We start from the raw sequence: 22,898 nt of genomic DNA, 5'->3' as shown, positions 1-22,898 counted from the left end.
CGCGGCTCGCCTCACTCACCGCGCTCGCCTCACTCGTCGAGCAGCGCCACCGCCCTCGTCCAGCCGGCGCCCGCTCCGGCGATCTTCACCGGGAAGCAGGCGACCCGGAATCCGTGCGCGGCCGGCAACCGGTCAAGCCCGGCCAGCCGTTCGACCTGGCAGTACTCCCGGTCCCGCCCGATCATGTGGGCCGGCCACAGCACCGAGCGGTCACCGGTCCGCCGGTAGCGGGTGATGATGTCGCCGAAGGGCGCGTCCAGGCTGAACGCGTCGGTGCCGATCACCCGGACCCCCCGGTCCAGCAGCAGATGCACGGCCGGGCCGTCGAGCCCGGTGAAGTCCGTGAAGTACTTCTGGGTCCCCGACCACGCGTCGGCGCCGGTCCTCAGCAGCACGATGTCCAGGGGCGCGAGGGTGTGGCCGACCCGGTCCAGCTCCCGCTGCACCACGTCGGCGCCGACCGCTCCCGTGCCCTGGTCGCTCAGGTCGAGCACCACCGCGGGCCGGAAGAACCAGTCGAGCGGCATCTCGTCGATGTGCCGCGGCGGACCGTCCCGGTAGGAGGCGCGGGTGCCGTAGTGCGAGGGCGCGTCGACGTGCGTCCCGGTGTGGGTCGTCAGCTGGAGGCGGTCGAGCGAGAGGAACTCGCCCTCCGGCAGCTCCGCCGGATCGAACGCGATCCCGAAGTGGTCACGCATCTCCTCACTCATGTGCACGGCGGCCTCCTTCGGGCCGAGCACGTCGTGCACCACGGGATCGGGTTCAAAACCCGCCCCGTCCACGGGCGAGGACAGGTCGATGATGCGCACACGAGCCTCCCGGCGCTGGATTCCTGCGAGCCAGCCCATGCTCACCAGCACGGCTAGAGAAGCGTTGGAGCCTGGCTCGACGGCCGCCCGCGCGCCCGCCCGCCCCGCGCTCGACCGATCCTGGAGGAGCCGCTGCCACCGTCGTGACCCCACGACAGGAACGGCGGAAGGGACACGGCATGGCAGCACAGGCCCCGACGGCCCCGGCGGACGTCTACGCCGAGGTGCAGCACTTCTACGCACGGCAGATGCGGCTCCTGGACTCGGGCGAGGCCGAGAACTGGGCCGGCACCTTCACCGAGGACGGCTCCTTCGCGCCGCCCTCGCTCCCGGAGCCGGTGCGCGGCCGCCCCGCCCTCACCGAGGGCGCCCGGCAGGCCGCCGCCAGTCTCACGGCCGCGGGCGAGACGCACCGCCACTGGGTCGGCATGCTCACCGTCACCCCCGGGGACGACGGCGCGCTGACCGCCGAGAGCCAGGTCTCGATCATCGCCGTGCCGCGGGGCGGCCCCGCCCGGCTGCACCTGATGTGCGTCTGCCGGGACGTGCTGGTGCGCGAGGCCGGCGAACTCCTCGTCAGGGAAAGGGTGGTGACGCGTGACGACCGGCCGTAGCGGGAGTCGACCGCGAATCGAGCGGCCCGTCCTACGGTCCCCGGCATGAGCGCGACACAGGACCCGACAGCGCCCCGGGGCGTGATCGTCACCGGCGGCGGGACCGGCATCGGACGGGCCACCGCCCGCGCCTTCGCCGACCGCGGCGACCGGGTACTCGTCGTGGGCCGTACGCCCGCCACCCTGGCCGCGACCGCCGAGGGCCACCCGGGGATCGGCGTCCTCACCGCCGACCTCACCGATCCGGACACCCCCCGGGCCGTCACCGCCGCGGCGCTGGACGCGTTCGGCCGGATCGACGTCCTGGTCAACAACGCGGCCACCGGCGGGTTCGCCGGTCTCGCGGAGACCGAGCGGGAGACCGCCCGCGGCCAGCTCGACGGCAACCTCCTGGCCCCGCTGCTGCTCACCCGGCAGGCCCTGGACGCCCTCGCGGCCGACGGCGGCGGCACGGTGCTGAACATCGGCTCGGCCGGCGCGCTGGGCCGCCGTGCCTGGCCGGAGAACGGGGTCTACGGCGCCGCCAAGGCCGGGCTCGACTTCCTCACCCGGACCTGGGCCGTGGAACTGGCGCCCCGCGGCATCCGGGTCCTCGGCCTGGCGCCGGGCGTGATCGACACCGGTATCGGTGAACGGTCCGGCATGTCACCGGAGGCCTACGCGGGCTTCCTCCAGCAGATCGCCGCGCGCGTCCCGGCCGGCCGGGTCGGCCGCCCCGAGGACATCGCCTGGTGGGCCGTCCAGCTCACCGACCCGCGCGCCGCCTACGCGACCGGAGCGGTGCTCGCGGTCGACGGCGGTCTGTCCCTCACCTGAACCACGCCCCGAAGGAGACTGCCGTGACCCACACGGAGACCGACGAGACGACCACCGACGCGACGACCACAGACGCGACGGCCACCGCCGAAAGTGGCGCGGGGGCCGAGGAGATCACGCAGACCGACAGCAAACTCGGCCGTCATCTGCTGACCGCCCGCGGCTTCCACTGGATCTACGGCACCAGCGGCGACCCGTACGCCCTCACACTGCGCGCGGAGAGCGACGACCCGGTGGCGCTCGCCCGCCGGATCCGGGAGGCGGAGACACCGCTGTGGCAGAGCGCCGCCGGAGCCTGGGTCACCGGCCGGCACGGGGTGGCCGCCGGGATCCTGGCCGATCCCCGGCTGAGCCTGCGGCACGCCGATCTGCCGGGCCTCCAGCGGCACGTCTTCTCGGACGCCTGGAGCAATCCGCTGCTGTGCCACATCATCCCGCTGGACCGGGCCTTCCTCCACGCGCCGGGCGCCGACCACGCGCGCTGGGAGCGGGCGGCGGCCCCGGTCCTGGGCGCGGCCGCCGCGGACGGCCACCGCAAGAGCGCCGACCGTCTGCACCAGGAGACCGCCGACGGGCTCGGCGCCTCCTTCGACCTCATGGCGGACTACTCCCGCCCGGTGGCCACCGAGGCCGCCGCGGCGCTGCTCGGCGTCCCCGAGGCGCAGCGCGACCGGTTCGCCCGCGCCTGCCTGGCCCTGGAGGTAGCGCTCGACGCGGCGCTCTGCCCGCAGCCGCTCGTGGTGACCCGCCGGCTCACCGAGGCGGTCGAGGACGTCCGCGCCCTCGTCGGCGACCTCGTCGCGGCCCGGCGGGCCGAGCCGGGTGACGATCTGCTCAGCACGGTGCTGCGGGCCGGCGCGCCCGCCGAGGACGCCCTCGCGGTCGGTGTGCTGACCGCAGCGGTGGGCGTCGGACTCACCTCCGGGCTCATCAACAACGCCGTGGAGGCGCTGCTCGCCCACCCCCGGCAGTGGGCGCTGCTCGGCGAGGACCCCGAACTCGCCGCCGGGGCCGTGGAGGAGACACTGCGTCACGCGCCGCCGGTGCGGCTGGAGAGCCGGATCGCCGCCGAGGACCTCACGCTCGCCGGCCAGGACGTCCCGGCCGGCGCCCAGGTCGTCGTCCATGTCGGCGCGGCCAACCGGGATCCCGAGGTGTTCCTGGCCCCGGACCACTTCGACCTCACCCGGCCGACCGGACAAGGGCAGTTGGCGCTGTCCGGGCCGCACACCTCGCTGTTCGGGGCGTTCGCCCGGCTCCAGGCGGAGACCGCCGTACGCACCCTGCGCGAGCGCCACCCCCGGCTGGCACCGGCCGACGGCGTCCAGCGGCGGATGCGGTCCCCCGTCCTGGGCGGGGTCCTGCGGTTCACGTTGACCGGCTCGGCGTGACGGAAGGGAAGGGACCGGCCATGCGGGTTCTGCTGACGTCCTTCGCGCTGGACGCGCACTTCAACGGGTCCGTACCGCTCGCCTGGGCGCTGCGGGCCGCCGGGCACGAGGTACGGGTGGCGAGCCAGCCCGCGCTGACGGGGAGCATCACGGCGGCCGGCCTGACCGCCGTCCCCGTGGGCGCCGACCCCGGCCTCGACGAGATGGTCAAGGGCGTGGGCGACTCCGTGCTCTCCCACCACGCCGACCAGTCGCTGGACCCCGACACCCCCGGTCAGCTCACCCCCGCCTTCCTCAAGGGCTGGGACACGATGATGACCGCGACCTTCTTCACCCTGATCAACGACGATCCGATGGTCGACGAGCTCGTCGCGTTCGCCCGGGCCTGGGAGCCGGACCTGATCCTCTGGGAGCCGTTCACGTTCGCGGGCGCGGTGGCGGCGAAGGTGACCGGCGCCGCCCACGCGCGGCTGCTGTCCTTCCCCGACATGTTCCTGTCGATGCGGCGCGCCTTCCTCGCCCAGCTCGGCCCCGGTCCGGCCGACGGGGGCGGGGACGGGGAGCGGGGACCGCACACCGAGGACTCCGTCGGCCAGTGGCTCCAGTGGACGCTCGGCCGGTACGGCGTGCCCTTCGACGAGGAGGCGGTGACGGGGCAATGGTCGGTGGACCAGGTGCCGCGCAGCTTCCGGCCGCCGTCGGACGAGCCGACCGTGGGCATGCGCTACGTCCCCTACAACGGGCCGGTGCCCGCCGTCGTACCCGACTGGCTCAGGGTTCCGCCGACGCGTCCCCGGGTGTGCGTCACCCTGGGGCTCACGGCCCGGACGTCCGAGTTCCCCAACGCGGTCCCCGTCGACCTGGTCCTCAAGGCGATCGAGGGGCTCGACATCGAGGTGGTGGCCACGCTCGACGCGGAGGAGCGGGCGCTGCTGTCCCATGTCCCGGACAATGTGCGCCTGGTGGACCACGTACCGCTCCACGCGCTGCTGCCGACCTGTGCGGCGATCGTGCACCACGGCGGTGCCGGGACCTGGTCGACGGCGCTCGTCGAGGGGGTGCCGCAGATCGCCATGGGCTGGATCTGGGACGCGATCGAGCGGGCGCGGCGCCAGCAGGAGCTGGGCGCCGGGCTCCATCTGCCCTCCCACGAGGTGACGGTGGAGGGGCTGCGGAGCCGGCTCGTACGGCTCCTCGACGAGCCGTCGTTCGCCGCGGCCGCCGCCCGGCTGCGGGCCGAGGCCGTGTCCGATCCGACCCCGGCGGAGGTCGTGCCCGTACTGGAGCGGCTGACCGCCCGGCACCGCGCCCACGTCCGCCGACGTCCCGGAGGTGCGTCCACCCCATGCGCGTCCTGATCACCGGCGGCGCCGGTTTCATCGGCTCCCACTATGTGCGCTCCCTGCTGGCCGGCCGCCTGCCCGGGCCCGCGCCGGAGCGGGTGACGGTCGTCGACCTGCTCACGTACGCGGGGAGCACGGACAATCTGCCGCTGGACGACCCCCGGCTGGACTTCCGGCGCGTCGACATCCGTGACCTCGACGCGCTCCTGGAGGTGGTCCCCGGGCACGACGCGGTGGTGCACTTCGCGGCCGAGACCCATGTCGACCGGTCCCTGACCGGGGCCGCGGAGTTCGTCCGCACCAATGTGCTGGGCACCCAGGCGCTGCTGGAGGCGAGCCTGCGCTGCGGGGTGGGGACCTTCGTGCACATCTCGACGGACGAGGTCTACGGGTCCATCGCCGAGGGCACCTGGACGGAGGAGGAGCCCCTGCTGCCCAACTCGCCCTACGCGGCGTCGAAGGCGGGCAGCGACCTCGTCGCCCGGTCCTACTGGCGCACGCACGGGCTCGACGTACGCATCACGCGGTGCGCCAACAACTACGGGCCGCGCCAGCATCCGGAGAAGCTCATCCCGCTGTTCGTCACCGAGCTGCTGGCGGGGCGGACGGTGCCGCTGTACGGGGACGGCGGCAACGTCCGGGAGTGGCTGCACGTGGACGACCACTGCCGGGCCGTCCACGCGGTGCTGACCGGCGGCCGTGCGGGGGAGATCTACAACATCGGCGGCGGCACGCACCTGACCAACCGCCAGATGACGTCCAAGCTCCTGGGGTTGTGCGGCGCCGACTGGTCCCGGGTCCGCCGGGTACCGGACCGCAAGGGCCACGACCTGCGCTACGCGGTGGACGACACGAAGATCCGCACGGAACTGGGCTACCGCCCGCTGCGCTCCCTGGACGAGGGCCTACGCGAACTGATCACCTGGCACCGCGCCCACCCGTCCCCCCAGCCCTGACCCACCGCCCCTCGACGGACCGACTCCGGCCGTCGGGGGGCGGTGCCGCTGCACGAACGGGGAGCCGGGGTGCTCCGGACGGGGCGTACGGCACCCGGTGTTCGCCCGCGCACGTCACGGCCCCGACGGGTCTCCGCCCGCATACGGCCCGGGGCCGGACCACCCTCACCCCACCGAAGCTCAGCGCGTCACCACTCTCGCCGCCTTGCGTACCTGTTCGACCAGGAGTGCCTGGCGCAGGAGGGCTTCGCCCAGGGCCGTTCGGCCGGTGGTCGTCAGGGCCGCTGTCGCGAAGGCGTCGAGCGCGTTGCCCACCTGGTGGTCGGCGGAGAGCGTCACCTCGGTGATCCGGTCCTGCTGTTCGAGGCGGACCACCGGACGGTGCTCCCGCGGCGGCGTGAACGCGCGCGGCACGCTGATCCTGCCCCGGCTGCCCCACAGCGCGTACACGGACCGGTAGGAGTGCTGGAACCCGAAGTCGAGCTGCGCCGTCACCCCGCTCGCGGTGGAGAGCAGCGCGCTTCCCGCGACATCGGCACCGGTGGCCTCGTCGACGCGCAGACAGGCGCCGAGGACGTCGAGTTCCCCGGAGAGGTGGAGCTGGGCCGCGCGCAGCGGATAGACGCCCACGTCCAGCAGGGCACCGCCGCCGAGCCGCGGATCGTGCCGGAAGGACGCCGGGCGGGGCGGCGGCACCCCGAAGGAGCTGGAGAAGACCCTCAGTTCGCCGACCTCGCCCGCCATCTCCCGTACCGCCGCGTGCTGGGAGTGGTGCAGGAACATGAAGTTCTCGGTGAGCGCCAGACCGAGGCGCGCGGCCATCGCCACCAGCTCGGCGCTCTGCGCGTACGTGGTGCTGAGCGGCTTCTCCACCAGGACGTGCTTGCCCGCGGTCAGCGCCTCCGCGACCCATTCGTGGTGCATCCCCGGCGGCAGCGGCACATAGACCGCGTCGATGTCGTCCCGGTCCAGCAGCGCCCGGTAGCCGGTCACCGCCGCACATCCGAACCGGGCCGCGAGCCGTTCGCTCCGCGCCCCGTCCCGGCTCGCCACCGCCACCAGCCGCACCGACCGGTGCTCCACGAGCGCCGGCAGGATCCGGCGCACCGCGATGTCGGCACAGCCCAGAACCCCCATGCGGAGTACCGGTCGTGGAGTGTCCTCGGGCATCTGCCACCTCACCTGTCGGATACGTCGCCGACACAAGCTAGCCAGGGCAGGTCGAAGGCCCCTGGAAGCCCGCTGGAGCAGGTGCTGTCCGCGGGGACTCCATGGCTCCTCGACCGGGCGGCGCGAGCATGGTCCCGAGGCAATCCTTACCGGAGGGACGGCTATGACATCCGACACCAAGGCCCTGGTCCTGGAGCAGGTCCGCGAGTACCACCGGCAGCAGCAGCCGGGGAACTTCGAGCCGGGAGTGACACCGATCCTCTCCTCGGGGGCGGTCCTGGACGAGGAGGACCGGGTCGCCCTGGTGGAGGCGGCCCTGGATCTGCGGATCGCGGCCGGGGCGCACTCCCGGCGTTTCGAGAGCCGGTTCGCCCGTCACATCGGTGTGCGCAAGGCGCACCTGGTGAACTCCGGATCCTCGGCGAACCTGCTGGCGCTCTCGGCGCTGACCTCCCCCCGGCTCGGCGATCAGCGGCTGCGCCCGGGGGACGAGGTGATCACGGTGGCCGGCGGTTTCCCCACCACGGTGAACCCGATCCTCCAGAACGGCCTCACGCCCGTGTTCGTGGACCTCGAACTCGGCACCTACAACACGACGGCGGAACGTGTCCGGGCGGCGATCTCGGACCGCACCCGGGCCATCATGATCGCGCACACCCTCGGCAACCCCTACGAGGTGGCGGAGATCCAGCAACTGGCCACCGATCACGAGCTGTTCCTGATCGAGGACAACTGCGACGCGGTGGGCTCGACCTATCAGGGGCGGATGACGGGCACGTTCGGGGACCTCGCCACCGTCAGCTTCTACCCCGCCCACCACATCACGACGGGCGAGGGCGGGTGCGTCCTGACCAGGAACCTCGAACTGGCGAGGATCGTCGAGTCGTTCCGCGACTGGGGCCGGGACTGCTGGTGCGAGCCGGGCGAGGACAACACCTGCCTCAAGCGGTTCGACTACCAGCTCGGTGACCTGCCCAAGGGCTACGACCACAAGTACATCTTCTCCCACATCGGTTACAACCTGAAGGCGACCGACCTCCAAGGGGCCCTGGCACTGAGCCAGTTGAAGAAGCTCCCGGAGTTCGGCGCGGCCCGCCGGCGCAACTGGCAGCGGCTGCGCGACGGGCTCGCGGACGTCCCGGGTCTGCTGCTGCCCACCGCGACGCCGGGCAGTGACCCGAGCTGGTTCGGCTTCGTCATCACGGTGCTGCCCGACGCCACGTACACCCGGCGCGACCTGGTCGCGTTCCTGGAGGAGCGGCGCATCGGCACCCGGCGGCTGTTCGGCGGCAACCTCACCCGGCACCCGGCGTACCTCGGCACCCGGCACCGGGTGGCGGGAGACCTGCGCAACTCCGACATCGTCACCGAGCAGAGCTTCTGGATCGGGGTGTACCCGGGCATCACCGAGGAGATGACCGACTACATGCGGGAGTCCGTCGTCGAGTTCGTCGCCAAGAACGGCTGAGCCGCCCGGGGGCGGTCAGCCGATCATCCGGTCGAGCAGCACCTCCTCCCCGCACCGGGGCACGTCCAGCCACGGCTCCGCCGCGAGCACCGCCTGCTGCAGGCGCTGCAGGCGCGGGGACGGCGAGAGTCCCAGTTCCTCCGCGAGCCTGCGGCGCAGCCTCTGGTAGACGTCGAGTGCCTGCCAGGAGCGGCCCGCCCGGTACAGCGCCGTCATGCACTGGGCGTGCAGGCCCTCGTGCAGCGGATGGCGCCCGGTCAGCTCGATCAGCTCGGCCAGCAGTTCGGCGTGGCGTCCCAGCCTCAGATCCGCCTCCAGACACCGCTCCAGCACACCGAGCCTGCTCTCCTCCAGCCGGGCCACCTCGATGCTCAGTACGGGCCCGATCCGCACGTCGACCAGCGCGGACCCGCGCCACAGCGCCAGGGCCTCACGGAAGTGCGCCGACGCCTTCTCGTGCCGGTCCTCGGCGGAGGCGAGGCGTCCCGCGGCGACCAGTTGCTCGTACCGCGGTACGTCGACGGCGTCCTCGGGCGCCTGCCAGCAGTAGCCGCCGTACTGGGTGACGAGGACGTCCTTGGCGGACACCTCGCCGTCGGAGCCGTAGGCCGCGGTGAGCTGGCGGCGCAGCTGGAGGATGTACGTGTGCAGGGTCGCGAGCGCGCTCTGCGGCGGTTCGGTGCCCCAGATCTCCTCCATCAGGGTCCCGACGGGCAGGACCCGGTTGGCGTGGACCGCGAGCAGCGCGAGGATCTGGCGGGGCTTCGCGGCCGTCGGCACGATCGAGCGGCCCCGCACCTCGGCCGTCAGCGGTCCCAGCAACCATATGTCCACGTCTGTCTCCCCCAGGTGGTCGGCCATGTGGTCGGCGGAGCACCGCGAAGAGCTCCTTGCTCAGGGAGTCTCGCTGGCCGCTTCGTCCGTAAACCAGTGCCGTGGTCCCGGACAGGCATAGGAGAAACGTATGCGCAAGATGTGTAAACCTCATATGGTCCCTGTGCGCGATGCACTGGTATCCCCCCGCCGGGCCCCGCAAGGATGGCGGCGCTGCGCAGGGCCGGGCCCGGTCCGACGCACCTCACGGAGCAGGCAGTCGACAGCGACAAGGAGTGCACATGTCACGGATCACGTCTCTGCCGGACGGCGACACGGCCACCTTCGGGGCCGTCGACGATCTCGTGATCACCGAGTTCGGCCACGACCCCGCCGAGATCCCCGACGGCCGCATCTGTATCTGCTGGATCCCTTCGCACGGCCCGGCGTCCGCCACGGACGGCGGTCGTACGTCTCGATGAGCCGTCCGGTTCCGGACCACGGGCTCCCCCGGCTGGGATTCGCCCCGCATCTGCGGGTCGCATCGGTGCCGGGGGAGCCCGTCTTCCTGCTGACGGAGGACCGGGTGACCACGCTGGGCGGAGGGCAGGTCGCCCTCCTGGCCCCGCTGCTCGACGGCAGCCGCGATCTGCCCCGTATCGTCGCCGACGCGGCACCCGGGCTGTCGGCCGCCAGCACCGAACGGCTCGTGACCAGGCTCCTGGACGCGGGCCTGCTGCACGCCTATCCGCCGGACGGGTCCGACGGACCCGACGGACCCGAGTGCGCCTACTGGACCCTCACCGGCCTGGCGGCGCGGCCCGGGGCCGGCCGGGACGCGCCGCTGGCCGCGGTCGACCTCACCGGGGGCACGGGGGGCGCGCTGCACGAGGCCGTCCCGGCGGCGGGGCTGCGCGCGGCCGCCGCGGGCGAGCCGGCCGACCTGACCCTGGCGCTGTGCCACGACTATCTCGATCCGCGGCTGGGCGCCCTGGACGCCGAGCACCGCGCGGCGGGACGCACCTGGCTGCCCGTGAGGGCCAGCGGCACCCACTTGTGGATCGGCCCCTTCTTCTCCCCCGGCGACGGCCCCTGCTGGAGCTGTCTCGCGGACCGGCTGCGGCTGCGCCGGCGCGGCGAGGCGTACGTCCAGCACCGGCTCGGGGCGAGCGGGCCCGCCGAGCACCCTCCGTCGTACCTGCCCGCGGGGCGTACGGCGGCCCTCCAGCTGGCCCTGCTGGAGGCCGGGAAGTGGTTGGCCGGGCACCGGGGCGCCGAGCAGGGCGGTCTGTGGCGTCTGGACACCCGCACGCTGGAGAGCAGCCGCCATCCGGTGCGGCGCCGCCCGCAGTGCTCGCGCTGCGGTGATCCGCTGCTGGTACGGGACCGGGTCTCGGCCCCGGTCGTGCTGTCGTCCCGGCCGGTGCGGGACACCACGGGCGGGGGCCACCGGACGTACGGTCCGGACCGGATGCTGGAGCGCTACGGGCATCTCGTGGACCCCGTCACCGGTCTCGTCGGCGAGATCCGCCGGGACCCCCGGGGCCCGGAGTTCCTCAACTGCTTCCACGCGGGCGCCCAGCCGCCCTGGGCCCCCGAGCGGCCGCCACCCCCGCTCGACACCCCGCTGCGCAGCCCCGGCTCCGGCAAGGGCGTCACCGAACTCCACGCCAGGGCGAGCGCGTTGGCCGAGGCGCTGGAGCGGTACAGCGGCTACTTCCAGGGCGACGAGCCGCGCCGGCACGGCAGTTACCGCGACCTGGCGCCGCTCGCCGTGCATCCGGACGGCGTCCAGCTCTTCGACCGGCGGCAGTTCGAGGACCGGGTGGCCTGGAACCGCGCGCACGGCCCCTTCCACCAGGTGACCGAGCCGTTCGACGAGGACGCCCCGCTCGACTGGACGCCCGTCTGGTCGCTGACCGAGCGACGGCAGCGGCTGGCGCCCACGAGTCTGCTCTACTACAACGCCCCCGACGCGGACACCGGATTCTGCCGGGCCACCTCCAACGGGGCCGCCGCCGGCACCAGTCTGGAGGACGCCGTCGTCCACGGTTGTCTGGAACTGGTGGAGCGGGACGCGGTCGCGCTGTGGTGGTACAACCGCACCCGGCAGCCCGGCGTGACCCTGGAGCCCCGGGATCCGTGGATCGCCCGGATGCGGGCCGTCCACAGGGAGCTCGGCCGGACGGTGTGGGCCCTCGATCTCACCTCCGACCTCGGCATTCCCGTGGTCGCCGCCGTGTCGGCCCGGACCGGGGGGAAGGCCGAGGACATCGTGCTGGGCTTCGGCGCGCATTTCGACGCCCGGATCGCGCTGCGCCGGGCGCTCACCGAACTCAACCAGATGCTGCCGCCGTTGACGGGGGTGCCGGCCGACGGATCCTCCGCGTACACCGGCACCGACCCGGAGGCGCTGGGCTGGTTCGGGTACGCCACCACCGTCAACCAGCCTCATCTGCTGCCCGCGGCCCGCCGGTCCGCCCGGCCGCCCGCGGGGCTGCGGCCGCCCGCCGACGCCGCGGCGCAGGTCCACGCCCTGGTCGCGCTGCTGCGCCGGCAGGGCCTCGACGTCCTCGTCCTCGACCAGACCCGCCCCGATGTGGACCTGCCCGTCGCCAAGGTGCTGATCCCCGGTCTGCGCCCGCACTGGGCGGGATTCGGTCCGGGCCGGCTGTTCGACGTACCCGTCGCGCTCGGCCGGCTGACCCGGCCGACGGACTACGCGGAGCTCAATCCGCTGCCCCTGTACCTATAACGGAATGAGGTCTTCCTATTTTCTTCTGCGTATCGAGTAAACCTTTCCGTACCCGGAACGGTCTCCTTGGGCAAGGGGATTGAGAAATTACGTTTCCCGCACGCCCGTACGAAGCCGTGAGAGGATTAGGAGCGGCACAACCCGGCTCATCGACTCGTTACTCATTTGACTCGTTCGGTTCTCCCGGGGGGAAGAGAAGAGATGCGAGGTTCTGCCCAGCACCAGGGTGTGCGCACCGAACGGGACGACGCGAGAAGCAGGCATCTCGCCCTCGGCACCTCCAGTGCCATCACGATCGCGGTCCTCGTGGCCTTTTTCGGGGTCGCCGTCGCCTATCTGCTGGACGACCATCTCTCACCGGTCAGGTTCACCGCGGGCATCGTGACCCTGTGGCTCGTCTACGGCCTCCAACTGGCCCATTCCTTCGGGTACCTGTCCCCCCGGCTGACCCGCCGGCGGTACTGGACCCTCGGGCTCCAGGCCCTCCTCACGTATCTGCCCTTCCTCACCTTCGCCGACGCCTGGCTCGCCACCCCGGGCACCCTCGCCGGTTCCGCCCTGCTCGTGCTGCCGCCCCGCTGGCGGTGGCTGACGTTCGCGGCGATCGTGGCATCGTCCAGCCTGCTGGTACTGGAGAGCGGACTGGGCCGCGGCTCGCTCGGCTACGGGACGGTCGCGACCACACTGACCGGTCTGGTGGTGTTCGGGCTCTCCGAGCTGACCCGGCTCGTCCAGGACGCCCACCACACCTCCGACGAGCTCGCCCGGATGGCCGTGGAGGCCGAGCGGCTGCGCTTCTCCCGCGATCTGCACGATCTGCTGGGCATGAGCCTGACCACCATCGCCTTCAAGAGCGAACTGGCGCGGCGGCTGCCGCCCTCCAAACACGCCCGGCTGCACCAGGAACTGACGGAGATCCTGGAGACCACCCAGCGGGCCCTGATCGACGTCCGGGCGGTCTCCCAGACCTACCGGGCGATGTCCCTGACGGCCGAGGTCGACACCCTGTTCGCCACCCTCCGGAACCTGGGTGTGCACGCGCAGGTCAGGGGCAGCACGGGGCCGCTGCCGCCCGACATCGAGACCACCCTGGCGACGGTGCTGCGCGAGGGGGTCACCAATATGCTGCGGCACAGCAGGGTCGGCACCTGCGTCGTCCGGCTGCACCGCGAACAGGGCACGGTCAGGATGACGGTGACCAACGACGGACTCGACGACTTCCCGGCCGTCGCGACGGGCGACGCCCGCCCGGGAAACGGCCTCACCAACCTTCGCGACCGCATCGAGGCGGTGGAGGGCCGGCTCACCGCGGAGGTCATGGACGGGAAGTGGTTCTCCCTGACCGCGGTCGTGCCGCTCCCCGCGAAGACGGCCACGCCCCGGCACTGGCTCGTCCGGCCGCTCCACCCCGACGACAGCGGGGTGCACAACTCCGCGACCGTGGCCTGAGCTCCTCAGATCCAGCCGCCCTCACGGGCGATCCGTACCGCGTCCATCCGGTTGCGGGCGCCCAGTTTGACCACGGCGCTGCTCAGGTAGTTCCGCACCGTTCCGGTGGAGAGGAACAGCCGGCCGGCGATGGCCGCGGTGCCCTCGCCCGCGGCAGCGAGCCGGAGGACTTCCAGCTCACGCGGGGCCAGCGGCTGCGTCACCTCTTCCAGTGCCGCGACGGCCAGTTGGGGGTCGACGACCCGCTTCCCCTCGGCCACCGCCCTGATGGCGCCGACGAGTTGGGCGGGGTTGGCGTCCTTGCACAGGAATCCGGTGGCCCGGGAGGCCAGCGCCCGGCGCAGGGTGCTGGGGTTGCCGAGCCCCGTGAGCATGAGGATCCGGCAGTCGGGTACGGCGGTACAGAGCGCCGCGGCGGCGGTGATGCCGTCCATACCGGGAAGACCGATGTCGAGTATGGCCACATCCGGTCGCAGCGCCCGCGCTTTCGGGACGATCTCATCGCCCCGATCGACTTCCGCCACCACGTCGAAATCGCTTTCCAGCGAGAGAAGTTCGGCCAGCGCCCGGCGCAACATCACCATGTCCTCGGCGATCAGAATCTTCAGCATGGCTTCTCTCACATCTGCCGTCTCCGAGACACTCGCGCTCCATACTCTCACCCACATAGGTGAATCACAGAGAGGAAACGCCCAACGCGGAATCAGCGGTGATCGCCGGTGCTCAATGACGTTCGAGCCGGTCGCGGTAGCGGTCGCCGAATCCGCTATCCCGAGGGCGCGGAATCGGCCGTCTCTTCGGATGCCGTCGAGGCCCGGCCGTCCGGCCGCGCGCCGTCAGAGCAGATCCGCCCAACTTCCCCACCCGCTGCTCGCCTTGCTCACCCGGGTCTTGAAACCGCCCGTCCCCGTGCCGGCGTAGAAGTACAGGGCGCCCGCGGACGTCGTGGCCATCAGGTCGGACTTGCCGTCGCCGTTGGCGTCGCCCGGGGAGAAGAGCTTCTTGTACGTCTGCCAGCCCGTGCCCACCTTCACCCGCGCGGCGAAGGGCGCGGAGGCGGAGCCCGTGCCCGCGTAGCGCCACAGGGTGCCGGAGGTGTCCCGGGCCAGGAGGTCGGGGCGGCCGTCGCCGGTGAAGTCTCCCGCGCCGACCAGGGTGTTGTAGCGCTGCCAGCCGGTGCTGATCTTGACGCGGGAGGCGACCGAGGTGCCGGTGCCGTCGCCCGGGTAGAGGTAGAGGGTGCCCGCGGTGGTGACGGCCAGCAGGTCGCTCTTTCCGTCGCCCGTCACGTCACCCGGGCCCACGATCCGGTTGTAGGAGGTGGAGCCCGTGGCGAGGGTGGGGTCCGAGAGGGCGTAGTACGCCGGGTTGGTCAGTCTGCCCGTGCCGACGGACTGGACGACGAGGTCGGTCAGGCCGTTCTGGCGGAGGGAGACGGCGTAGGACAGCCGGGTGGTGGAGGCGGGCCAGGAGGTGCCGACGAGGAGTCGGCCGGTGAGGGTGCCCGTGCCGGTCACCTGGTAGCTGTAGACCGCCCCGGCCGAGGTGCGGGCCAGCGCGCCGAACTTGCCGTAGTGCGGGTTGTTCCCCGCCCCCGCGAACTGCGTCACCTTGCCCCAGCCCTTGCTGCGGGCGGCCCTGGTGCCGAAGGTGCCCTTGCCGGTGCCGGCGTAGAACCAGAGCTGGCCGGCGAAGTCCCTGGCCAGCAGGTCGGTCCTGCCGTTGCCGTCCCAGTCGCCGCCGCCGATGATCTGGCTGTACGAGGCCCAGTCGGTCTTCGCGTCCTTGACCCGGGCGTTGAAGGTGCCGCCCTTCTTGCCCGTGTAGCGGTAGAGGACCCCGGTCGGGGTGCGGGCCAGGACGTCGCCGACGCCGTCGCCGTTGAGGTCACCGGCGCCGATCAGTTCGTCGTACTGCTGCCAGCCCGTCCCGACCGTCACCCGGCTCCCGAAGGCACCGGTGCCCTTGCCCGGGTAGTAGTAGAGGGTGCCGACCGGGGTGCGGGCCAGCAGGTCGGCCTTGCCGTCGCCGTTCAGGTCCCCCGGGGCGACGACCTTGTTGTAGATCTGCCAGCCGGACGCGACCGTACGGTACGAGCCCAGGCCGCCGGGGGTGCGGGCGTAGACGCCGGAGTGGAAGTAGAGCACGCCTGCCGGACTCAGGGTCAGCACGTCCTGGACGCCGTCCGAGTCGAGGTCGCCGGGGGTCAGGACGTCCTTGACCTTGGCCACGTCGGTGTCGAGGGCCATCGTCTCGGCCGCGCCGGTGTTGACGTACAGCTGGCCCGCCACATTGCGGTAGACCAGGTCGGACGTGCCGTCCCCGTCGAAGTCGCCGCGCGCCGGAGCGGTCGCGTCCGCGTCGCCGGGCGACAGGACGAAGACGCCCGCCGCCAGTACCGCCACCGTGCCGGCCAGCGCCGACACCTTCCCGGCGCGGGGGCGACGGCGACCCGAACGGCGTCCGGTGCCTGCCTCGCGCTGCCGGGATCGGAGGGTGAACACATGCTCTCCCGGAGGGTCAGGGGGTGGTGGAGGCGTCAGGGGTGGTGACGGAGCTGTCGGAGGACGCGCCGGAGGCGGTGTCCGCGGCCGTCCCGGAGGTGACATCGGCGGAAGGGTCCGCCGTGGCCGTCGCCCCGTCCGGGGAATCGGTGGGGGAAGGCGTCGCGGACTCCGTCGGTGCCGCGGCGTCCACCGTTCCCTCCGTTCCGTCCGCTTTGCCCGTCCCGTCCGTTCCGGTCGGTGACTCCTGCGCGCTCGCGGTCGTCTCCCTCTCCACCCCCACCTGGTACACGCCCGGTACCCCGTCCTCCACCCGGAAGGTCGCGGCCGTCGCCGTCGTGCCGTTCTTGGTGAGCACCGTGGAGACCGCCCGCAGCCGGGCCTCGATGCCGTCGGCGGTGATGTCGAGGAGGAGATAGCCGCGCCGGGCGTCGATCATCTTCCAGTGCGGGTTGTCCGCCAGCTTGGGCGCCCACTCGGCGGCGAAGGCGGTCAGGTCCTCGTCGCCGCTGCTGGAGATGGACGTCCCGACGAACTCCGCGCCGACCACCGCCGAGTCCGCGTCGGCGAAGTCCAGTTTGAGGTCGCTGACGATGGTGCGGTGGCGGTCGCCGGACAGGACGACCGGGTTGCGGATGTCCTGGAACTCGGCCAGCAGGGCGGCGCGTTCCTTCTGGTAACCGTCCCAGGCGTCGTACGACCACTCCTTGCCGACGCCCGCCAGGAAGTCGGTCTCGGCCATCATCACCTGGGAGGCGACCAGGTTCCAGCGGGCGCCGGAGCCGCTCATGCTGTTCACCAGCCAGTCCCGCTGGGTGTCGCCCATGATGACGCGGCCGTCCTTCAGCGCGCCCGCGTCGGTGGTCGCCTGGTCGTCGCGGTACTGCCGGGTGTCCAGGACGTGCAGCCGGGCCAGGGTGCCGAAGTCGAGGGACCGGTACATCAGGACGTCCGGGCCGCTGGGCTTCTGCGCGGCACGGATCGGCATGTGCTCGTAGAAGGCCTGGAAGGCGGCGGCACGGCGGGCCAGGAACTTGGCGGTGGGCCAGGCCACCGGGTCGTTCGCCACGTCACCCGCCCAGTCCTGCTCCACCTCGTGGTCGTCGAAGACGACGACGAACGGGGCGGCGGCACGCATCGCCTGGAGATCCGGGTCGGTGTTGTACTGCTCGTGCCGGGCACGGTACTGGGCGAGCGTGACGGGCTGTCCGGTGCCCTCGTGACGGCGTACCCGGTACGAGTACGCGGAGCTCTCGTAGATGTAGTCGCCGACGAACAGCACCAGGTCCGGCTGCTGTTCGCGCATGTCCCGGTAGGCGGTGAAGTAGCCGTGCTGCCAGTTCTGGCAGGAGGCGAGCGCGATCCGCAGGTTGTCGGGGGTGCTGCCGGCGGCGGGGGCGGTACGGGTGCGGCCGGTGGGAGAGGTACGGTCCAGCGCCTTGAACCGGTACCAGTAGTCGGTGGCCGGCGTCAGCCCCGTGACGTCCACGTGCACGCTGTGCCCGAGGCTGCCGCTCGCCGTCGCCGTACCGCTCTTGACGATCGTCGTGAAACCGCTGTCCGAGGCGAGTTCCCAGGTCACGGCCACGGTGGACGGCAGAATGCCGGAGCTGCCCCGAGTCGCGGGCAGCACTCTCGTCCACAGCACGATCGCGGTGGGCAGGGGATCCCCGGAGGCGACACCGAGCTTGAAGACCGTGCCGCTCACCTCCGCGCCCGCGCCGGCCGCGGCGGCCGCCCCGCTCACCGAGGCGGAGGCGCTGTCCGGCAGCAGCTGCCCCGCGGCGGCCGCTCCCGCGGCTCCCAGGGTGACGGCTCCGGCGCCGAGGAACCTCCGTCGGCGGATGGAATGGTCGCTCGACTGCACCCGTGTGCCTTTCCCCCAAAGGCGGTGCGCTGCGCGGCACCGGTGAAAGTGATCGCCGTGGATTCTATGCAATACCCTCACAGTCGTGGGCCAGGGGGCCACAATCCGTTGAACCGCCCGTCCGTCTGTCCGTCCGTCAGTCCGTCCGATGAACCAGCAGGAGTCATGCGCCGACCGATGAGGTACGCCTTCGTGGCCCTGCTCCTCATGGGGGCGGCGGGGTGCTCGTCCGGCCCCGATGCGGCGTCGGGTGCCTCCTTTGAGCCGTCGTCGTCCGAGACCGGTTACGTCCCGAGGGGTGGTTCCGGTGCGGGCGCGGACGCGAGCACCGGCGGTGACGACTCCCGTGGGACCACCGACGAGAAAGGTGCCGGTGCCGGTCAGGACTCCGACACCTCCGCCCCGTCCGCCGGCGTGCTCTTCGGCGCCGATTCCCTGCCCAGTCCCGCCGCCGATCACTGCCGTACGCAGGACCTGACGGCCGCGGCGCGGAGCACCGGCGGGGGCCGGGCCTCCGTCGTGCTCACCCACGAGGGCGACGGCTCCTGTACGGTACGCGGCTTCCCGTCGCTGCTCTTCGAGGGCCGGACCGGGCGGACCGAACTGCCGGTGGACTGGGCCGGATCGGCCGACGAGGCCACGGAGGTCACCCTCGGGCCGGGCGACTCCGCCGTCGCCGCGCTCACCTTCACCAGCCTCGACGAGTGCGACGCGATCACCGGGCTCGATGTCGTCCCGCCCGGGGAGTCACGGCCGCTGACCCCTGCCTTCACCACCTCCGACGGGAGGAAGCAGGCGGTGCGCGTCTGCGACACGGGCGTGCGGGTACGGGCGTTCGCGCCCTCGGCGTGAGGACGCCCGCCGCCGACTCTCAGACGGCGCGGGTGCTGTCGCGGACGCGTAGGTCCACGGGGATCAGGGTCAGCGGCGGTACCGGTGTCCGCGGGCCGTCGGAGGCGTCGATGCGGTCGAGCAGGATGCGCAGCGAGATCGTGCCGATGTCCGTGAAGTCCGTACGGATGGTGGTCAGCGGGGGCAGGAAGTGCGCGGCCTCCGGGATGTCGTCGTAGCCGACGACGCTGACGTCCTCGGGGACACCGCGGCCGGCCTCGTGCAGGGCGCGCAGGACGCCCAGGGCCATCTGGTCGTTGGAGACGAAGACCGCGGTGACGGACGGGTCCTTGGCGAGGTCACGGCCCAGGTCGTAGCCGGAGTCGGCGCTCCAGTCGCCGATGAGCGGGGCGTGGATCTCGGCGCCGGCCGCCTTCAGGGTGTCCCGCCAGCTGTCGGCGCGCCGGTCGGCGGAGGTCCAGCCGGTCGGGCCCGCCACATGCCGGACGGTGGCGTGGCCGAGGGACAGGAGGTGCTCGGTGGCCTTGCGGGCCCCGGTGCGGGCGTCCGAGGTGACCATGGGGGTGCCGTCGCCGAGGTCGTTGTCCATGACCACCAGCGGGATGTCCAGGTGGGCCTCGGCCAGCGCCCGGGCGACCCGGAGCTGGGGGGCGATCGCGATCACGCCGTCGGCGCCCTCGGCGGAGAGCCGGTCCGCCGCGCGGACGACGGTGTCCTTGTCGGCGGTGTCCAGGGCGATCGAGCTGACCAGGTAACCGGCCTCCTGCGCGGCCGTGTTGATGGCCGTGAGGGTGGAGGCGGGGCCGTAGCGTGCGGCGTCGAAGGAGATCACGCCGAGCATCCGGGTCCGGCCGCTGGCCAGGGAACGGGCGCTGCGGCTCGGGCGGTAGCCGAGGGTACGCATCGCCGCCCGGACGGCCTCGCGGGTCTCGGGGCGCACGGCCGGGTGGTCGTTGAGCACCCGGGAGACCGTCTGTTTGGAGACGCCGGCGAGTTTCGCCACGTCGTCCATCACGGGGCGCGCGCCGGCGAAGTTGCGGCGGCTGCGTCCCTTGGTCGCCGGGCCGTCGGCGGCGCCTGGGGTCATGGTGGGTGCTCTGCTTCCTTCGGCCTGGGCTGCTCCGCGGACGGGCCTTACGCCGGCCGCGGATCCACCGGGCCTGCCCCGCCCGGCTGACCCACAGGATAGGCCGGGCGGGGTGCGGGGGCCGGGGTCAGGTCCGGCGGAGCGTCCACTTCGGGCGGCGTATCCACTCCGCGCCCGTCACCTCCGCCACGCCCGGGGCCGGCTCGGCCGGCGTGTACACCTTCGCCCCCGCGGCGGCCGGCAGCACCTTCAGCAGGACGGGTTCGCCCGGCGGCACCAGCTCCGCGGCCAGCTCCCAGGGGCGCCCCGAGAAGAACTGGTCCGCCACCAGGCGCCCCGCCCGGGTGTACGCCCGTGCCGTGTCCCCCGTCCAGTGCAGGCGCAGCAGGGTTCCCTCGGGGACGTCCGCGGGGACGTCCACCCGGTAGAGGGCCGCGACGGCGTCGTAGTGCTCGTCGGCCGGGGCGCTCGCGCGGTCCAGGACACCGGTGGTGGGGGTGGGCGCCGGGCCCGGCGGGCGCAGGAGGGTGACCGAAGGTTCCGGCAGGGGGCTGTCCCCCGATTCCGTCTCCGGGTCGGGGAAGAGGGTGTAGCGGGTCAGGGCGCCCTCCCGGGTCTCCTTCAGGGTGGCGCCCGCGGCCGTCGGAGGGTGGGGCGGGGCGGGGAGGACCGCCAGGGTGGGCCGTTCGCCGGGGTGCGGGTCCGTACGGGTGTGGAGGCGTACCTCGTCCCGTTCCTCGTCGAGGACGACCCCGTCCGGGGAGAGGATCAGTCGCGGGGCGCCCCAGGCCCGGCCCTTGTAGGCCGTACGGGCCGTCGCCGCGTCCAGGACCAGCAGGGCGACCCGGGTGCCGTCGGCGGTCTCCGTCTCCACGAGGGCGTCGGTGCCGGGGTGCAGGCCGGTGATCAGGACCCGGCCGTCCGCGCGCCGTACGGTCCCGGTCCCCGCTGCGGTGACCTTCCCCACCGTCCGTGCGTCCAGGGCGAGTTCGGGGGTGATGCCGTCCGTCGCGGCGAGCACCAGCACCGTACGGCCGTCCTCGTCGGCGACCGTGCAGACCGGCTGGGCGGTGGCCCAGTCGAGGCGCAGGCCCGCCACGTCCAGCCGCAGCGGCCAGCAGAAGTAGGCGCCGGAGGGGACGGTGACGGGGGTGGCGGGGAAGGTGAGGGGTGCGGCGTCCGGGAACGCGACCGTGAAGGTGGTCCCCTCGTGGTCGGGCAGCGGCTCGTGCGGCTGGTGGTTGGTGACGAAGAGGAAGCCGGAGGCGCGGCCGTCGGTGCGGACCGCCCAGCGCAGGGTGGCGCTGTCGTGCTGGCCGTCGGGGCGGTCGGCGGGCAGGGCCGACTCCATCGGGGCGATCCGCTCGCCGAACTCCGCCAGCAGCAGGTGCTGGAGGCGGAGTTCGTCGTACGACGGCCGGTACTGGCCGTACTCGCCCAGCGGGGCCTGGAAGTCGTACGTCAGGACGGGCAGGTCGTTGGGGTAGGCGGTGGCGTGGGACTCCTGGAGGGTGGTGCGGTCGCCGGGCGGGTTGGTGCCGCCGTGGAACATGTAGTAGCCCTGCCAGACCGAGCCGCAGCCGATCTTGGTGAGCGCGAGGGCGCCGATGTCGGCGGCGTCGACGCGCGGGCGGCGGTGGTAGGAGACCGCCATGCCGCCGCCCAGCTCGCAGGTGGCCCAGGGGAAACGGTCGGCGTGGGCGGCCGGGTCGGTGCCGCGGACGGTCGTGGGGCGCAGGTCGGCGCCGATGCCCTCGTCGTCGCGCTGGTGGGTGAAGAAGAAGTGCTTGCGGCAGGTGTCGGGCCAGCCGCCGTCGTGCTCGGTCCAGAAGGTCTCCGGGTAGCCGCCGTAGAGCGGGAGCAGTTCGTCGCCCGGGAGCTGGACCCCGCCCCAGGCGGTGGACGTCCACAGGGGTGCGTCGAGTCCGGCCTCCCGGGCCATGCGTTTCAGGGTGAGCAGGTGGCCGGGCTGGTCGTACAGCTCGTTCTCGATCTGCACGGCGACGATCGGGCCGCCGGACGCGCGGTCCAGACCGGCGAGTCGCGCCCCGATGGCGGCGAACCAGGGGCGTACGGCGGCGAGGTACGCCGGGTCGTCCGTGCGGGGTGCGGTGGTGCGGGCCAGGACCCAGTCGGGGAGGCCGCCGTTGCGCACCTCCGCGTGGGACCAGGGGCCGATGCGGGGGATGAGGTCGAGGCCGTGGCGGGCGCAGAGGCGGGCGAACCGGCGCAGGTCGCGGTCGCCGTCGAAGCGGAGGTCGCCCTCGGTCTCCTCGTGGTGGATCCAGATGAGGTAGGAGGCGACGGCCGTCACCCCGCCCGCCTTCATCTTCAGGAGTTCCTCCTCCCAGTGGGCGGCCGGGTGACGGGAGTAGTGGAACTCGCCGGAGACGGGGAACCAGGGTCGCCCGCCGCGGGTCAGCCAGCGGCTGGTCACCTCGATGGGATCGGGCACCCCCGGGGCATCGACGAAGGGAAGGTGACCCCGCAGGGGCGGGGCGGAGGGCGCGGGAACCTGGAGCTGGTGACGCGGCATCGGCTGACCTCCGGGGTCGAGTCGAGACACCTGGCACGGCCGGACGGGGCGCCGGGGATCGGGGTCAGGGGGCGGGGATCAGGGATCGGGGTCAGGGTCAGGGATCTGGGGGCGGGGTCAGGGATCAGGGGGCGGGGTCACGGGGTGGGATCAGGTCCGGGCGCTCGGCGCCGGGGCGAGTCGTGGTCGGGTCGGCGACCGGGACCAAGGCGGGGTGCGGGTCGGGGACCGGGACCGGGACCGGGACCGGGATCAGTTCGGGGTCCCAGTCCGGGACCGTGTCCGAGTCCGGGTCCGGGTCCATGGCCGGGACCGAGTCCGGGACCGAGTCCGGGACCGAGTCCGGGACCGGGACCGGGGCCGGGACCAGGGCCGGGACCGGAACCGGGACCGGAACCGGGACCAGGACCAGGGCCGGGACCGGAACCGGGACCAGGACCAGGGCCGGGACCGGGGCCGGGACCGGGG

The 22,898-nt window shown here is 72.9% G+C and carries 19 protein-coding genes; 10 read left to right on the top strand and 9 right to left on the bottom strand.

Annotated features, from left to right (window positions below; all coding sequences use genetic code 11):
* Positions 1-29 precede the first annotated feature (29 nt).
* Positions 30-809, bottom strand: a complete 780-nt coding sequence (locus ABZ490_RS32510) for a cyclase family protein (protein WP_358998038.1) — start codon at positions 807-809, stop codon at positions 30-32.
* Between the two features lie 179 nt (positions 810-988).
* Between ABZ490_RS32510 and ABZ490_RS32505 the strand changes: the two genes are divergently transcribed.
* From ABZ490_RS32505 to rfbB, 5 genes are read left to right on the top strand one after another with little or no spacing between them, the layout of a single operon-like run.
* Positions 989-1,423, top strand: coding sequence for a nuclear transport factor 2 family protein (locus ABZ490_RS32505; protein WP_358998035.1), 435 nt, complete (start codon positions 989-991; stop codon positions 1,421-1,423).
* 45 nt (positions 1,424-1,468) lie between these two features.
* Positions 1,469-2,239 carry an SDR family oxidoreductase gene (locus ABZ490_RS32500; protein WP_358998033.1) on the top strand — a complete coding sequence of 257 codons (771 nt, stop codon included), beginning with the start codon at positions 1,469-1,471 and terminating at the stop codon, positions 2,237-2,239.
* Between the two features lie 23 nt (positions 2,240-2,262).
* Positions 2,263-3,630: a P450-derived glycosyltransferase activator gene (locus ABZ490_RS32495; protein ID WP_358998030.1), complete on the top strand. Its 1,368-nt coding sequence runs from the start codon at positions 2,263-2,265 to the stop codon at positions 3,628-3,630.
* Between the two features lie 20 nt (positions 3,631-3,650).
* Complete coding sequence (locus ABZ490_RS32490) at positions 3,651-4,988, top strand: activator-dependent family glycosyltransferase (RefSeq protein ID WP_358998027.1); 1,338 nt, start codon at positions 3,651-3,653, stop codon at positions 4,986-4,988.
* On the top strand, positions 4,976-5,929 hold the full coding sequence (rfbB, locus tag ABZ490_RS32485; RefSeq protein ID WP_358998024.1) for a dTDP-glucose 4,6-dehydratase: 954 nt from the start codon (positions 4,976-4,978) through the stop codon (positions 5,927-5,929). Before ABZ490_RS32490 ends, rfbB begins: the two co-directional genes overlap by 13 nt.
* 180 nt (positions 5,930-6,109) lie before the next feature.
* On the opposite strand, the gene ABZ490_RS32480 is transcribed toward rfbB, so the two are convergent.
* Positions 6,110-7,066, bottom strand: coding sequence for a Gfo/Idh/MocA family oxidoreductase (locus ABZ490_RS32480; RefSeq protein ID WP_358998021.1), 957 nt, complete (start codon positions 7,064-7,066; stop codon positions 6,110-6,112).
* 196 nt (positions 7,067-7,262) lie between these two features.
* Between ABZ490_RS32480 and rfbH the strand changes: the two genes are divergently transcribed.
* A complete protein-coding gene (gene rfbH, locus ABZ490_RS32475) occupies positions 7,263-8,567 on the top strand; it encodes a lipopolysaccharide biosynthesis protein RfbH (protein WP_358998018.1) in 1,305 nt (434 codons plus the stop codon).
* Positions 8,568-8,582: 15 nt separating this feature from the next.
* Here rfbH and ABZ490_RS32470 read toward each other — a convergent pair whose 3' ends face one another.
* Positions 8,583-9,401: an AfsR/SARP family transcriptional regulator gene (locus tag ABZ490_RS32470; protein ID WP_358998015.1), complete on the bottom strand. Its 819-nt coding sequence runs from the start codon at positions 9,399-9,401 to the stop codon at positions 8,583-8,585.
* 281 nt (positions 9,402-9,682) lie between these two features.
* Here ABZ490_RS32470 and ABZ490_RS32465 point away from each other — a divergent pair, with 281 nt between their 5' ends.
* The 3 genes from ABZ490_RS32465 to ABZ490_RS32455 all read left to right on the top strand — a co-directional run bounded on the left by ABZ490_RS32465 (position 9,683) and on the right by ABZ490_RS32455 (position 13,584).
* Positions 9,683-9,862 (top strand): hypothetical protein, encoded by a 180-nt coding sequence (locus ABZ490_RS32465; RefSeq protein WP_358998012.1) that lies wholly within the window; start codon positions 9,683-9,685, stop codon positions 9,860-9,862.
* Complete coding sequence (locus ABZ490_RS32460; protein WP_358998009.1) at positions 9,859-12,135, top strand: TOMM precursor leader peptide-binding protein; 2,277 nt, start codon at positions 9,859-9,861, stop codon at positions 12,133-12,135. Before ABZ490_RS32465 ends, ABZ490_RS32460 begins: the two co-directional genes overlap by 4 nt.
* 201 nt (positions 12,136-12,336) lie before the next feature.
* Complete coding sequence (locus ABZ490_RS32455; RefSeq protein WP_358998006.1) at positions 12,337-13,584, top strand: histidine kinase; 1,248 nt, start codon at positions 12,337-12,339, stop codon at positions 13,582-13,584.
* Positions 13,585-13,589: 5 nt separating this feature from the next.
* On the opposite strand, the gene ABZ490_RS32450 is transcribed toward ABZ490_RS32455, so the two are convergent.
* The 3 genes from ABZ490_RS32450 to ABZ490_RS32440 all read right to left on the bottom strand — a co-directional run bounded on the left by ABZ490_RS32450 (position 13,590) and on the right by ABZ490_RS32440 (position 17,955).
* A complete protein-coding gene (locus ABZ490_RS32450) occupies positions 13,590-14,195 on the bottom strand; it encodes a response regulator transcription factor (protein WP_358998004.1) in 606 nt (201 codons plus the stop codon).
* A 225-nt stretch (positions 14,196-14,420) separates the two neighbouring features.
* Positions 14,421-16,088 carry a VCBS repeat-containing protein gene (locus ABZ490_RS32445; RefSeq protein ID WP_358998001.1) on the bottom strand — a complete coding sequence of 556 codons (1,668 nt, stop codon included), beginning with the start codon at positions 16,086-16,088 and terminating at the stop codon, positions 14,421-14,423.
* A 16-nt stretch (positions 16,089-16,104) separates the two neighbouring features.
* The gene (locus ABZ490_RS32440) at positions 16,105-17,955 is read right to left on the bottom strand and encodes an alkaline phosphatase D family protein (protein WP_358997998.1); all 1,851 of its coding nucleotides are present in this window, start codon (positions 17,953-17,955) and stop codon (positions 16,105-16,107) included.
* 165 nt (positions 17,956-18,120) lie between these two features.
* Here ABZ490_RS32440 and ABZ490_RS32435 point away from each other — a divergent pair, with 165 nt between their 5' ends.
* A complete protein-coding gene (locus ABZ490_RS32435; protein WP_358997995.1) occupies positions 18,121-18,807 on the top strand; it encodes a DUF4232 domain-containing protein in 687 nt (228 codons plus the stop codon).
* A 19-nt stretch (positions 18,808-18,826) separates the two neighbouring features.
* On the opposite strand, the gene ABZ490_RS32430 is transcribed toward ABZ490_RS32435, so the two are convergent.
* The 3 genes from ABZ490_RS32430 to ABZ490_RS32420 all read right to left on the bottom strand — a co-directional run bounded on the left by ABZ490_RS32430 (position 18,827) and on the right by ABZ490_RS32420 (position 22,734).
* Positions 18,827-19,894, bottom strand: a complete 1,068-nt coding sequence (locus ABZ490_RS32430) for a LacI family DNA-binding transcriptional regulator (protein WP_358997992.1) — start codon at positions 19,892-19,894, stop codon at positions 18,827-18,829.
* Between the two features lie 127 nt (positions 19,895-20,021).
* Positions 20,022-22,430 carry a beta-galactosidase gene (locus tag ABZ490_RS32425; protein ID WP_358997989.1) on the bottom strand — a complete coding sequence of 803 codons (2,409 nt, stop codon included), beginning with the start codon at positions 22,428-22,430 and terminating at the stop codon, positions 20,022-20,024.
* A 124-nt stretch (positions 22,431-22,554) separates the two neighbouring features.
* Entirely contained in the window at positions 22,555-22,734 is a 180-nt protein-coding gene (locus ABZ490_RS32420) for a hypothetical protein (RefSeq protein WP_358997986.1), read from the bottom strand.
* Between the last annotated feature and the right edge of the window lie 164 nt (positions 22,735-22,898).

Origin of the sequence: Streptomyces sp. NPDC005811 (genome assembly GCF_040630405.1) — a bacterium.
GTDB lineage: Bacteria > Actinomycetota > Actinomycetes > Streptomycetales > Streptomycetaceae > Streptomyces.
This window is presented reverse-complemented; position numbering and strand designations above follow the sequence as displayed.

Excerpts from the sequence above, each read along its gene's own strand:
- ABZ490_RS32505 (WP_358998035.1), top strand. The coding sequence starts at position 989 with ATGGCAGCACAGGCCCCGACGGCCCCGGCGGACGTCTACGCCGAGGTG.
- ABZ490_RS32500 (WP_358998033.1), top strand. The coding sequence starts at position 1,469 with ATGAGCGCGACACAGGACCCGACAGCGCCCCGGGGCGTGATCGTCACC.
- ABZ490_RS32490 (WP_358998027.1), top strand. The coding sequence starts at position 3,651 with ATGCGGGTTCTGCTGACGTCCTTCGCGCTGGACGCGCACTTCAACGGG.
- rfbB (WP_358998024.1), top strand. The coding sequence starts at position 4,976 with ATGCGCGTCCTGATCACCGGCGGCGCCGGTTTCATCGGCTCCCACTAT.
- ABZ490_RS32480 (WP_358998021.1), bottom strand. The coding sequence starts at position 7,066 with ATGGGGGTTCTGGGCTGTGCCGACATCGCGGTGCGCCGGATCCTGCCG.
- rfbH (WP_358998018.1), top strand. The coding sequence starts at position 7,263 with ATGACATCCGACACCAAGGCCCTGGTCCTGGAGCAGGTCCGCGAGTAC.
- ABZ490_RS32465 (WP_358998012.1), top strand. The coding sequence starts at position 9,683 with ATGTCACGGATCACGTCTCTGCCGGACGGCGACACGGCCACCTTCGGG.
- ABZ490_RS32460 (WP_358998009.1), top strand. The coding sequence starts at position 9,859 with ATGAGCCGTCCGGTTCCGGACCACGGGCTCCCCCGGCTGGGATTCGCC.
- ABZ490_RS32455 (WP_358998006.1), top strand. The coding sequence starts at position 12,337 with ATGCGAGGTTCTGCCCAGCACCAGGGTGTGCGCACCGAACGGGACGAC.
- ABZ490_RS32450 (WP_358998004.1), bottom strand. The coding sequence starts at position 14,195 with ATGCTGAAGATTCTGATCGCCGAGGACATGGTGATGTTGCGCCGGGCG.
- ABZ490_RS32435 (WP_358997995.1), top strand. The coding sequence starts at position 18,121 with ATGCGCCGACCGATGAGGTACGCCTTCGTGGCCCTGCTCCTCATGGGG.
- ABZ490_RS32430 (WP_358997992.1), bottom strand. The coding sequence starts at position 19,894 with ATGACCCCAGGCGCCGCCGACGGCCCGGCGACCAAGGGACGCAGCCGC.
- ABZ490_RS32425 (WP_358997989.1), bottom strand. The coding sequence starts at position 22,430 with ATGCCGCGTCACCAGCTCCAGGTTCCCGCGCCCTCCGCCCCGCCCCTG.
- ABZ490_RS32420 (WP_358997986.1), bottom strand. The coding sequence starts at position 22,734 with ATGGACCCGGACCCGGACTCGGACACGGTCCCGGACTGGGACCCCGAA.